We start from the raw sequence: 13439 nt of genomic DNA, 5'->3' as shown, positions 1-13439 counted from the left end.
ATATTTATATGTAGTATTCCAAAATATAGTAATTTGTAAAATGGCGTAGAATGACCCTCAATTTTTTATCAAGGTTCATTACAAAAAATGCCATATTAATAACGCACTCAGCAGTTTCTTTTAAATCTGCAAATATTCTGGCTAAACCATATCTAGTTTTACCAGTACCAAACTTTCCCTCAACTTCATTTCTTTCGCATGTATCAACATACTCTTGATTTTTTTCAGCTTTAGTTTTATTCTTTTTAGGTCTGCCTAAAGCAGGGCCGGTAATGCTAATTCCATTTTCTTTGCAATAGTTTAAGTTTTTTCTATTTCTATAAATTTTATCAGCCAATATTCTTTCAGGATAAAAGCCATTTCTTGCTTTATAACTCTCTGTTATAGGTATTAAGCTTTCGCATTCGTTGTAAGCATCCCAACTCAACTTTTCCATTCTAACATAACCATTAGCAACACTTATTTCAACTTTTGCCCCGAATTCCGTAGGAGCTTTAGTTTTTCCTCTAACAATTGGTCTAACATGTGGTTGACTGATACTAACAATCCTATTTTCTACTGTATGTTTTCTATTATCAAACATATATTTTTGTTGATGATATAACTGTAAAATCACTTCATATTCTTCTGATTGTCGACTATTAAGCTTTTTTCCATTCGCAATAAAATTTACTACATATCCAATATCTCTAGCAATATAATTTAATTGTTTCCTTATAGCTTTGCGCATCTTTTTAGAATTTTTCTTTCTGGCCTTTGAAACATTTAGAAAATCCTTACGCGCAATTTTCCTATAAGTTCTAGGCTTTTTAGATTCAGAAGGATTATGCAATTGATCAATATATCCTTCAAGTTTTTCTCTTGCAGAATTTAAAAGATTTAAATCTTGTGGATAAGTTATATCGGCTGGAGTACATGTTGCATCAATAATGATAGTGCCTTGATTAGATTGATCTGAATCATTTCCATCATCATTATCGTCATGCTTATCTTTATCATCATTATTTTTAGTAGTATCTTTAAGAATAGTATTATTCATTTCAATAATCATATCATCATCAATTCTTTTTCGAAATTCAACCATTGAAGACGCTCCAAATGGTGCGGAATTTTGGAATTCTTTCAAACCAATAAAATATTGAAGGTAAGGATTTTCGGCGATAGCAGATACCGTTTCACGATCGGAACAATTAAGTTTTTGCTTTATTATTAAGCTTCCTAATACAATTCGAAATGGTTTTGATGGACGACCATTATTAATGAATTGTTTAGCATATGTTTCTTCAAATTCATGCCATGGTATTATTGACGCTAATTTAACCCACCTATTATTTTTATCTAATTCTCCGTATGGAAATATAAAATCTTCTATTTTTAATTGGTTATCAATTGAATACATATAAATTCACTCCTAAGTGCAAGGGTTTTTACCCTATATTTAAAATATCTATGCACTTAGTATTCCATAAAATATCATACATAATACTATTCCAAACACTTAAGCCAATTTGGAGCAGCCCCTAAATAATTAATATTGTATTTCAAATATTTGGAGATTTGCTGGCTTAAACCGAAAAGGAGCATCGCTCCTGATTAAAATTTAATCATTTTGCGACACTCCCCTCTTATTACAATTACTTTTCAAAAAATCCTTTTACAATCACTTCTCCATTCTCCATCATTTTCTTTCCATTTGCAAAAACCATTTCTATATCTAAAGATTTTTCATCCACTATCACTAAATCTGCATCTTTTCCTAACCCAATTGCTCCTTTATTAGCTAATTTCATGATTGAAGCAACGTTCGATGTTACTACTTTAATAGCGTCTTCAATTGGCACATTTTGTTCAGTAATTGCATATTTAATTTCCCTGTATAATGTTGAAACTGAGCAAATTTCATATCCTTCTAACTTTCCGTCCTTATCAAATTTCTCCATGCTTCCATTTCCATCTGAAGTGAAAGTTATATGATCTATAGGTAATTTTTCATCTAAGTATTTTTTTAATCCTTCACCAGCTCTAAGTTCACCTTCTCCTAAATTCTCTAGGTCACAGCTGGTTGTTAAATCAATGAAACCACCTCTTTTAACATACTCTAAACCTTCCTTAAATAGCTTACCGTTTCTATTGATATGAGTCGGCAATAACTGAGTCTCAGGAATTTCTGTCTTATCTAGTAATTCAAATAAATAATTTAATTTCCTGTTTCCTTCACCTAAATGTATGTTAACAATTCCACACTTATTTGATAGAAGACCTCCAACTCTACTTTCTGCTACTGCATTTGCAAATACTTCAAAGGTTTGCTGAGAACTTCTATGATCTGAAATAGCTATTTCCCCTATTCCGATTATTTCTTCAATCAACATTAAATCGCTTTTAATTGAGTCTGTTACAGTCTTAACAGGCAACTCATATGAACCAGTAAAACAGTATGCAGACATGCCATCTTGTTTTAGTGCTTTCGCCTTTGCTATCAATGATTTCATACTTCTGCATGTTCCATCTGTTCCTATACATCCTACAACCGTGGTTATTCCTGCCTTAACCAAGCTAGATAATGGCATTTCAGGAGTTCTTGTGTTATATCCACCTTCGCCTCCAGCACCTATAATGTGAACATGACCGTCTATAAACCCTGGGAAAAGTAATTTATTTCTTCCATCAATAACCTCAACATCTATGGGAGCAATTTTAATATTAAGATTTTCATATATACCTTCTATTTTGCCCCCGGCTATCACAACATCTTTTATTCCAAGGTGTTTAGGTGCATACACGTTACATCCTTTAATTATTGAAATCATATTCTCACCTATCCTTTATTTAAATAAATACTCTAAATCATCACATCTAATAATAAAATGCCGATTATGTGATTATCTTTTCCTAATAGATATATTAATATGACAGTAATTTACTTTTAAATTAAGAAGAATAAGTAATTTCTAATTTGAAACTTATTTCTTATTCCTTAAGTATATTTTTTATATTATTATTAGCATACATTGAATCTGGATAATTATTTATTAGTATACTTGCATACTGCTTACTCTTATCCATATTTATAGAACTGTTTAGTAATGCCAGATCATAGAGTGATTCCTCTACATATACACCATTAGGATACTGACTATAATATTCCTCATATTGTCTTATTGCTGCAGAGTTGTCAGATAACTTTGAAGAGCTGCTTGCTCTATAAAACAATATATGTTCTTTTAAACTATTCCCTTCACAGTATGCATACGCTTTATCTAAAAAAGCTTTAGCATCTGAATATTTATTTTCATTAAAACTCTTTAATCCATTTTCATAAAATCTTGAAACCCCTTGATTTTTTATTAAATCAACAGCTTGCTTATATACTTCTTGATCATCACTAGTTATAGACTCCTGTTTAATATCCTTTATTTGTTCATATATACCATCTAAATCATTGGTATTTATTAATGCTATCATCTTATCTTTATTAAAGTTAATATTATTATTATTATGTTCATCTTTTACTTCTTCTTTTAATATCTCCGGAGCGGATTCTGTATTATCCTTTACCTCATATGTATCAGCTTCTTTATTAATATCACTTTCATCTTTCGTTGTTTCTTCAACGGTATTATTTAAACTCTTATATTTTGATACAGCTGCATATCCACCCACTACAATAGCGACCACTATAACCATAATTATTATTCCAAATAACCCTTTTGAGGAATTTCTTTCCTCTATAAATGTTCCACTGTCTTTCAATTCTTTCTCGATTTTTTTTGCTGTAATTGCATTCTTATCGATATTTAGTACTTTCTCTGCATATTCTCTTGCTCTGTAGAAATCACCTTTCCTTTGATAGCACATAGCAATTCCAGTATTCACCTTAATGGCATTAAAGTCACTTTCTGAACATCTCATAAATATATTTAATGCCTTATCAACCTTTAACTGCTTTAATGCTTGTTCTCCCTGCCTAAATAACTCTAATCTCTTTCTATCTAAAATAGAATCATTTATGTAACTTTTTGCAATATCATCATTATTTAAATCACTATTCATCTTCCATACTGTAACTGCTTCGTCTAAATTACCCTTTTGATATAGTAAGAGCCCTTTAAAGTTCAATACATTTGGGTTATCTAAACCTTCTAGTAATATATCTTCACATATTTCTAAAGCTTTATCTATTTGTCCTATCTCATAGTAACTCATAGCTTTATCATGAGCCCTTTTAACCTTTTTATTCATAAAATTCCCCTTTGTAATTCTTAATGCAATATGTTCTATCAGTTCATAATATATATTATATCGCACTCAATTATAATAATTAAGTATAAAAATTAAAGCTACCTCAATTAATTAAAATGGAACCTATGAAATAGACACTAAAAAAAGACTATTTCAATAGGTTCTTTTTTTGTACAATAAAAGATAAGAAGAAATATAGTAAGGTTGTGAAAAGAATGAGTAAAAAATTATTTTCAGATGAAGAAATTAAAAGTTTATCAAAAAATAGATATGTTAAATCTGTAAGTAAACGTGGAATTACATATACAGATGAATTTAAAATATTGTTTATCGCTGAGCGTAGCAAGGGAAAACTACCTATTCATATTTTTCAAGATGCTGAATTTGATATAGATGTTATTGGAAATAATAGAATTTGGTGTGCAAGTAAAAGATGGCGTAATGCTTATAATGAATCAGGAGAGCTTGGTCTAAGAGATTCTAGAAAATTAAACAGTGGTCGTCCACTTAAACGTGAACTAACCGTTGAAGAAATAATAGCCAAAAAGGATGCAGAAATTGCTTATTGGAAAGCTGAGGCAGAACTATTAAAAAAAATCGAGCTGCAAGAAAGGCAGGTGAAAAATAGTAAACTAAGTGCATCATCAATCTTTGTAATAATACAACATATAATTTTGACATATAACTATAAAAATATGGTTTCACATTTATGCGAAGTAGCTTTAGTATCTAGATCAGGCTATTATAATTATTTAAAATCAACAGGCAAACGTAATCGTAGAGAAGAAAAGGATTTAGAATTGAAGGATATCATTCTTAAAGCATTTAATCATAGGGGCTACAAGAAAGGTTCTCGTTCTATAAAAATGGTGTTAGAGAATGAATTTAATCTTATAATAAATCGAAAATGTATACAACGAATCATGAGAAAATATAATATTGAGTGCCCAATTAGAAAAGCTAACCCTTATCGTAGAATGATGAAAGCTACTCATGAGCATACTGTTGTACCTAATATTTTAAATAGAGAATTCAAGCAAGATTTGGTCGGAAAAGTTTTATTAACAGATATAACTTATTTAACATATGGAGCATCCAATAGGGCTTATTTGTCAACTATTAAAGATGCTTCAACAAATGAAATTCTTTCATATCAGCTTTCCAATAGCCTTACATTAGATATAGCTACCGAAACTATTAAAAAGTTGATGAAAAATCACAAAAATTTACTAAATAAAGATGCCTTTATTCATTCGGATCAAGGAGTTCATTATACTAGTCCTAGATTTCAAAAACTTCTTAAAAAATATAAAATTGGTCAGTCTATGTCTAGGCGCGGAAATTGTTGGGATAATGCCCCGCAGAAATCATTTTTTGGTCATATGAAAGATGAAATTGACTTAAAAAGTTGTTCAACATTTGAAGAATTAGAAGCTTCAATTGATAACTATATGGAGTATTATAATAATTATAGATATCAGTGGGGACTTAAAAAGCTGGCTCCTGTACAATACAGAAACCAGCTCATAGCTGCCTAGCCTTTTTCAAAATGTCCTTGACATAGGAACCATTTTAAATTTTGAGATAGCCTTAATTATATAAACGATATATTATTCTTGTTCTAACATTATCTTTTTAGCATTTAAGATTGATGTAGCACTCATTGAGAATTCATCTAATCCATATTCAACTAATGTTGGGATAGCTGCTTCATCTCCAGCCATTTCTCCACACATTCCAACCCATTTACCGTGTTTATGAGCTCCATCAATAGTCATCTTTATTAATCTTAATACTGCTGGATGCATTGGATTATAAAGATATGAAACTTTTTCGCTCATTCTATCAGCTGCTAATGTGTATTGAATTAAGTCATTAGTTCCTATTGAGAAGAAATCAACATGTTTAGCTAATTCATCTGCATAAACTGCTGCTGCTGGAATTTCAACCATTATGCCCCATTGGATTTTTTCTGAATATTCTTTTCCTTCAGCTTTTAATTCTGCTTTACATTCTTCAACAACTTCTTTTTCTTGCTCAAATTCTTCTAATCCAGAAATCATTGGGAACATAACTGCAAGATTTCCATATATAGAAGCTCTAAGCAATGCTCTTAACTGAACTTTAAATATATCTTTTCTATCTAAACAAAGTCTTATTGCTCTATATCCTAAGAATGGATTCATTTCTTCTGGTAATGGTAAATATGGAAGCGTTTTATCTCCTCCGATATCTAAAGTTCTTATAACAACTTGCTTACCTTCCATTTTTTCAAGAACAAATTTATATGATTCATATTGTTCGTCCTCTGTTGGAGCACTATCTCTATCCATGTATAGAAACTCTGTTCTGAATAATCCAACACCGTCTCCACCATTTGCTAAAACACCTAGTACATCTTCTGGTTTACCAATGTTTCCGCAAACTTCTATTCTTCTACCTGATTTAGTAGTTGTTTTAACATCTATTAATTTCTTTAATTCTTCTTGTTCTGCTTGGAATTTTGCTTTTTTCTCTCTATATTCTGCTAAAACTTCTTCTGATGGATTTATAATAACATCTCCTGTTATTCCATCAACTATAACTGCATCCCCTGTTTTAACAGCTGTAGTTATATCACCTAATCCAAGTACTGCTGGAATCTCTAAAGTTCTAGCCATTATAGCTGCATGTGAAGTTCTTCCACCTATATTAGTTATAAATCCAACAACCTTAGTTCTATCTAATCCTGCTGTATCAGATGGAGTTAAATCGTGAGCTACAACTACTGTATTTTCTTCAGTAATTGCAAAAGAATCTCCGCCCTTACCTGCAAAATTTGATAATATTCTCTTAGATACATCTTTAATATCAGCAGCTCTTTCTCTCATATATTCATTATCCATAGATTCAAATATAGCAACAAAAGTATTAGCAACACTCTCAATAGCCTTTAATCCATTTATACTATTGTTTTCAATTTCCATCATCATTGCTCCAGTAAATTCTGGGTCATCTAATAATGTAATGTGTGCTTCAAATACAGCTGCCTTCTCTGCACCCATTTCTTTTTCTGCCTTATCTTTAATAGCTTCTAATTGTACTTTAGAATCATCCAATGCTTTTTGCATTTTTGCTTTTTCTGCATCTATATCTGCAATTTTACTGTCATTTATAATGATTTCCTCATGCTCTTGTAAAAATACTTTTCCTATTGCATATCCTTTAGAAGCAGCAATACCTTTTTTCATAATATGGAACTCCTCCTTGATTGTAAATTTCATTTATTAAGTAAGTATTTCTTACATTAATTCGTGTATTTGCAAGTTTTATTTTAAGTATAAACCTTTTCTATTATAACATAATTCACAAAAAAATTAACTTAAATTTAATCGTTTTTTATGATTTTTACTAAAAAAAGTATCTCTCCATTTATCTATTACCATCTATTTCCTATTATTTTTATATTTTATAAATCTATTTATAAATCATCAATCAAAGTTGTCACTTTTGCATACGCAGTAGATCTTGCTTCGAAGAAATCAGTTTTAACAGAATTTGCATTTGATAGAGTATCTACCCATGAAGCTGGGTTCTTATCTTGTTCTTTGAATAATGGAGATAAATTTATTTCTTTCAATCTTTTATTTCCTAAATATTTTATATAATTTTCAATTAATTGCTTATTTATCCCTTGTATCTTATCTCCTATAACATAATGTCCCCATAAAATTTCTTGTTCTACACCAATCTTCATCATATTTCTTAATTCATTTTTTACTTCTTCAGTAAATAGCTCCGGATTTTCATTTTGTAGCTCTTTTATAATATTTCTAAAAAGCCACAGATGAGTATTTTCATCCCTATTTATATACCTAATTTCTTGTGCAGATCCTGGCATCTTACCATTTCTCTCCAGGTTATAGAAGAACATAAATCCAGAATAAAAATATATACCTTCTAATATGTAATTAGCCATAAGTGTTCTTAATAAATTGTATTCCGTTGGATTCTCTATAAATTCATTGTATAAGTCTCCTATGAATTTATTTCTTTTCAAGAGTATCTCATCATCTTTCCATTGATATAATATTTCGTTCCTTTTTTCAGGAGAACATATGCTATCAAGCATGTAGCTATAGCTTTGCGAATGTACTGCTTCTTGAAAACTTTGAATTGTTAAACACAGATTTATCTCACTTGCTGTAATATAATTATTTATATTACTTAAGTTTGCTGTTTGTATAGAATCTAGAAATATTAAAAATGACAATATCTTATCATATGCAATTCTTTCTTCTTCTAATAGGTTTTGATAATCCTTTAAATCTTGTGAAAGATTTACTTCCTCCGGTATCCAGAAATTATTCATTCCTTGCCTATACCAGTCTGAAACCCAGCTATATTTCATATTATTAAAATCATTTAAGTTTGTAGTATTACCGTTTATAATTCTCTTTTTACTGATTTCTCTATCTCCCAATTCATTAAAAAGAGGTTTTTTATTTATAGTCATATCTGCACTCCTATTCTCTAAGCATTATATAGCTAACATGTGTTAGTTATATAGCAATTAATTCTAAACATTTTATATCTAAAATATATCATAATTATTCATATATTTTAGTTTTCATAAGTTCAAATAACCAATTAGTATCAAAGAACTAAATTAACTTGAGAACTCAAATATAAAATTTGAGTTCTCGTTTATCAATCTCACTATGTATAACCCCTAATACTAAGTATTGATACGTAGATTATAAAGTACACTTACGCTGAACAAGTTTCACATTCTGTCACTTCTAATGATTTTGATCTGACATAATATATAGATTTAACACCACATTTACATGCTTCTATATATAAGTTCATTATTTGCCTCATTGTATAGCTACTCGTTATATAAAGATTAAAGGATTGACCTTGATCTATATGCCTTTGACGTATTCCATTCATTTTAACACACCACATTTGTTCTATATTATAAGCCGAATTATAATACCAATAATTATCTTCTGAAAGATTTGGTGCAGTCTTAGGAATTATACTTCCCTTTTTTTCTTCTAAATAGAATCTCGCCATAATAGGATCAATTCCTTCTGTTGTTCCTGCAATTGTTGCCGTCGAACCATTTGGTGCTACTGCAATTAAATATCCATTTCTAGTTCCAAATTCATGAACTAGCTCCTTTAGTTCATTCCATTTAGAGCTATTGTAGTTTCTTAATCTGAAATACTCTCCAGTATCCCAATCAGATCCCTTAAACAATTCATAGCATCCTTTTTCTTTTGATATGTTCATACTGGCTTTTACAGCATAGTAGTTTATCTTCTCATAAATTTTATCCACAAAACTTTTATGTTCTTCTTCCGTCCAATGTATCTTATTGTTAACAAGCATATGATGATATCCACTAGTTCCAAGACCTATTGCCCTATACTTTTTGTTCGTAATCTCAGCAAAAGGAACTGAATAATAGTTTAAGTCAATTACATTATCCATTGCTCTAATCTGAGTTTCAACAACATATTCTACTTCTTTATCATTACATACATCTATATTTCCAAGTACTACTGATGAAAGATTACATACAACAAAATCTCCTGGTATTATTTTCTCAACCACAGCATATTCATCTTTATCACTAAGAATTTGACTTTTTTGTATCTTCATCGGACTCATATTCTGCATAATTTCAGTACATAAATTTGATGAATATATCATTCCGTTATGCTTATTAGGATTCATTTTATTTGTCATATCTCTATAAAATGCGAATGGTGCTCCTGTTTCAACTGCACTCTTTATGATTAATCTCACTAAATCTTTTACTGACATTACTCTTTTCTCTATTCGCTCATCGCTTACACATTCATAATACTTTTCTTCCCATTGCTCTCCATAAAAGTCTTCTAATGCATATCCTTTAATGTTCTTAATCTCATGTGGACACATCATATACCAATTAGCATCTATATCATTTTCAGCAAGCCTCCAAAATAGGTCTGGATAACATATACCTGGAAATACGTCATGTGCCTTTTTCCTATCATCCCCATTATTAGTCCTTATTTGAAGAAACTCAGGAATATCCTTATGCCATGCATCTAACCATATTGCTACCGAGCCATTTCTCACACCTAACTGATCTACAGCTATTGCTGTATCATTAAATAATTTAACCCACGGTATTACCCCTCCAGATGCTCCCTTAAATCCTCTTATTGGTGAACCTAATGCTCTAATTTTCCCCATATATATACCCATTCCACCGCCAAATTTAGATACTTTAGCGAAATTATCAAGGGATTTATAGATTCCCTCTAAACTATCTTCCACTGAATCTATAAAGCATGAACTTAATTGATAAAATGGCTTTCGTGCATTAGACATTGTCGGAGTTGCCATAGTGGCTTTTAACGAACTAAGTACATCATAAAATCTCTTTGCCCAATATACTCTATTTTCCTCTTTCTCTGGAATTGCAAGATGCATAGCTATTCCCATAAACATTTGCTGAGGAAGTTCTATAGGGCTTCTATTATAATCTTGAACTAAGTATCTACTTGCTAAAAGATTAATTCCACTATAATTAAATAGAAAATCCCTTTCTGGCTTTATATCCTTCTCCAGTTCTAAAATATCATCTCTTGAGTAATTCTTTAAAATATATTCTCCATAAAGACCTCTTTCAGTTAGAGATTCAATAAATTCGTAATAATCCTGGTATAAATTCTTATCATCCTCTAAGTTTCTAGAACTTCTAACTCTATCATAAAGTTCATATGTATACGCCCTAGCTGCTACATATTGCCAATTAGGCTCCATATCTGTAGTTAATTCCAGAGCTACTTGTATCAATGAATTTCTTATTTCTCTTTTATTCATATCTTTTCTTATAATTGGATTTAAAGCATCTAATAGTTTATCTTCTGTATAAAGCCCCTCATTATCTTTAATTGCATTAATAGCATCTTTGCATAATTCACTCAAAAGCGACATTCAATTATCTCTCCCTACTACATATTGTGTTTTTTGTATGTAATTTAATTTTTCTATACAACATATCGTATATTATAATTGTTAGCATCATAATTGTAAAACCTTAAAATTTATAGATATATATGAAAAAAGTAGCTAATCTTTAGTTTTCTATAGATTAACTACCTAATTGATAAAATTTATTTATTAATATTTTTTATCCCTTATTTATTGGAAGCATAAGATAAATTTTAAACATATCTCCTTCTTTTTTTATTTTAACTTCTCCACCATGAAGTTCAACTATACTCTTTGTGATTGCTAGACCTAATCCCGAACCTTCTACTTTCGAATTTCTAGACTTATCTCCTCTTGCAAATCTTTCAAACATTTCGTCTTCATTAAAATCCATTTCGTAATTAGCAATATTTTTCACGCCGACATTAACATAATCACCATCTATTTTTACATTAATATAAACCCTAGTATTGCTCATTGAATACTTTAGTGCATTAATTATTATATTTTCTAAGGCTCTTGACATCATCTTTCCATCAAGTTCCATATATACAGCATCTTCTTCACTTGTTACTTTAAAGGAAATATTTTTTTCCTCATATAAAGTACTGTATTCACCTATACCTTGATGTATTAATGATAGTATGTCTATTAACTCTCTATTTAACTTAATTTTCCCACTATTGATTTTTGACATTTCAAATAAATCTTCAATTAATACTTTTAATTTTAGCGACTTTCTCTCTAATATTAACAAGTATTCTTCTCTTTCTTCCTCCGTTATATCACTATTCTTTAGTATGTTAACATAATTTATAATTGATGTTAAAGGCGTCTTTAAGTCATGCGATACATTCGATATTAATTCTGTTTTCAGTTTCTCATTGTGGACACCATCTTCTAATATTTCCTTATATCCCGCTTTTATTAAGTTAATATTTTTTGCAAGTTCTTTTATCGCAGGCGATCCATCCAATTTAATATCATCTTGCAAATTTCCTTCACTAACTCTTCTGAGTGCATCATTTACGACTATTATGTCTAGAGTCTTCTTTAATGCATACATCATAGTGAAAAATAATATTATAATAACAAATACACTTCCTTTAAACGGATACGTTTGAAAAAACTTCACAAATATATTATTTTCATATCCTCCAGTAGCAAGAAAATATAAATATGCAATTAACAATATCAATGCTAATGCAATGGATATTATTAATTTGCTCCTTGTTTCTTTATAATGAAATCCATTTTTAATTACAAAAATCACATTATTAACAAAATCAGATTGTATTCTAGGTGAATTTTGATTCTTTTTCAATATGAAAATAATCTTTGTAATAAACGCCACATATATGGCAGCTAAGAAAATTAGTCCTCTTAAATCACTTTTAATTCTATTAACTGCTAAGCTGTGTTGCGACCTATTGATCTGTATATAATCACCCAATGCTGAAAGTAAAAATAATGTTATCAATGCTACGATTATTATATCTACTAAATAGATGCTACTAAAATATAGCTTAATCTTCCTTTTCAATCTTGTATCCAATCCCCCACACCACCTTGATATATTCAGGCTCTTTTGTGTTTATTTCAATTTTTTCTCTTATTCTCCTAATATGTACGGTTACTGTATTTTCACTTTTGTAAAATATCTCTTCCCACACGTTTTCGTATATCTCTTTAATAGAAAATACTTTTCCTAAGTTTGATGCTAGCAAATATAATATTTTGTATTCTGTAGCTGTTACCTTAACATCTTCCCCTCGCAAAGTAATCTTTTTTGCAACGGTATCTATTACTAAATCTTTAACTTTAATTATATCCTTACCCTCTTCTACATTTAGAGGTTTCTCATACCTTCTTAATTGAGATTTAACTCTTGCTACCAATTCTAAGTGGTTAAATGGTTTAGTTATATAATCATCCGCCCCTACATTTAATCCTAATATTTTATCTGAATCTTCGCCTTTTGCAGATAACATTATTATAGGTAAGTTTTGACTTTCTCTTATCTTTAAACAAGTACGTATCCCATCAAATCTAGGCATCATTATATCTAGTATAATTAAATGTATTTTTTCTTTTTCAAGAATATCTAAAGCTTCCAATCCATCCTCAGCCTTAAATACTTTTAAATTTTCGCCTCTTAAATATATTTCAATTGCATCTCGTATTTCCTTTTCGTCATCAACTACTAATACATTGAACAT

At 29.9% G+C, this 13439-nt stretch carries 9 protein-coding genes; 1 reads left to right on the top strand and 8 read right to left on the bottom strand.

What is annotated here, in order from left to right:
• Positions 1-4 precede the first annotated feature (4 nt).
• The 3 genes from KEC93_RS01165 to KEC93_RS01155 form a co-directional block, all read right to left on the bottom strand.
• Positions 5-1399, bottom strand: a complete 1395-nt coding sequence (locus tag KEC93_RS01165; RefSeq protein ID WP_111944659.1) for an IS5 family transposase — start codon at positions 1397-1399, stop codon at positions 5-7.
• 235 nt (positions 1400-1634) lie between these two features.
• Positions 1635-2810 (bottom strand): beta-aspartyl-peptidase, encoded by a 1176-nt coding sequence (gene iadA, locus KEC93_RS01160; protein WP_039772707.1) that lies wholly within the window; start codon positions 2808-2810, stop codon positions 1635-1637.
• Positions 2811-2970: 160 nt separating this feature from the next.
• Positions 2971-4242, bottom strand: a complete 1272-nt coding sequence (locus tag KEC93_RS01155; protein ID WP_077870056.1) for a tetratricopeptide repeat protein — start codon at positions 4240-4242, stop codon at positions 2971-2973.
• A gap of 215 nt (positions 4243-4457) precedes the next feature.
• Between KEC93_RS01155 and KEC93_RS01150 the strand changes: the two genes are divergently transcribed.
• A complete protein-coding gene (locus tag KEC93_RS01150; RefSeq protein ID WP_111944693.1) occupies positions 4458-5780 on the top strand; it encodes an IS3 family transposase in 1323 nt (440 codons plus the stop codon).
• A gap of 72 nt (positions 5781-5852) precedes the next feature.
• On the opposite strand, the gene ptsP is transcribed toward KEC93_RS01150, so the two are convergent.
• The 5 genes from ptsP to KEC93_RS01125 form a co-directional block, all read right to left on the bottom strand.
• Entirely contained in the window at positions 5853-7472 is a 1620-nt protein-coding gene (ptsP, locus tag KEC93_RS01145) for a phosphoenolpyruvate--protein phosphotransferase (RefSeq protein WP_077868553.1), read from the bottom strand.
• A 230-nt stretch (positions 7473-7702) separates the two neighbouring features.
• The gene (locus KEC93_RS01140) at positions 7703-8737 is read right to left on the bottom strand and encodes a ribonucleotide-diphosphate reductase subunit beta (protein WP_039772711.1); all 1035 of its coding nucleotides are present in this window, start codon (positions 8735-8737) and stop codon (positions 7703-7705) included.
• A 254-nt stretch (positions 8738-8991) separates the two neighbouring features.
• A complete protein-coding gene (locus KEC93_RS01135; protein ID WP_077868552.1) occupies positions 8992-11223 on the bottom strand; it encodes a ribonucleoside-diphosphate reductase subunit alpha in 2232 nt (743 codons plus the stop codon).
• Positions 11224-11419: 196 nt separating this feature from the next.
• Positions 11420-12775 carry a sensor histidine kinase gene (locus KEC93_RS01130; protein ID WP_023974807.1) on the bottom strand — a complete coding sequence of 452 codons (1356 nt, stop codon included), beginning with the start codon at positions 12773-12775 and terminating at the stop codon, positions 11420-11422.
• On the bottom strand, positions 12747-13439 hold the full coding sequence (locus KEC93_RS01125; protein WP_023974808.1) for a response regulator transcription factor: 693 nt from the start codon (positions 13437-13439) through the stop codon (positions 12747-12749). The genes KEC93_RS01130 and KEC93_RS01125 overlap by 29 nt, the downstream gene beginning before the upstream one ends.

The sequence above is a fragment of the Clostridium beijerinckii genome (assembly GCF_018223745.1).
Taxonomy (GTDB): domain Bacteria; phylum Bacillota; class Clostridia; order Clostridiales; family Clostridiaceae; genus Clostridium; species Clostridium beijerinckii.
The sequence above is the reverse complement of the archived record's forward strand: the minus strand, read 5'-3'. Positions and strand labels throughout refer to the sequence as shown.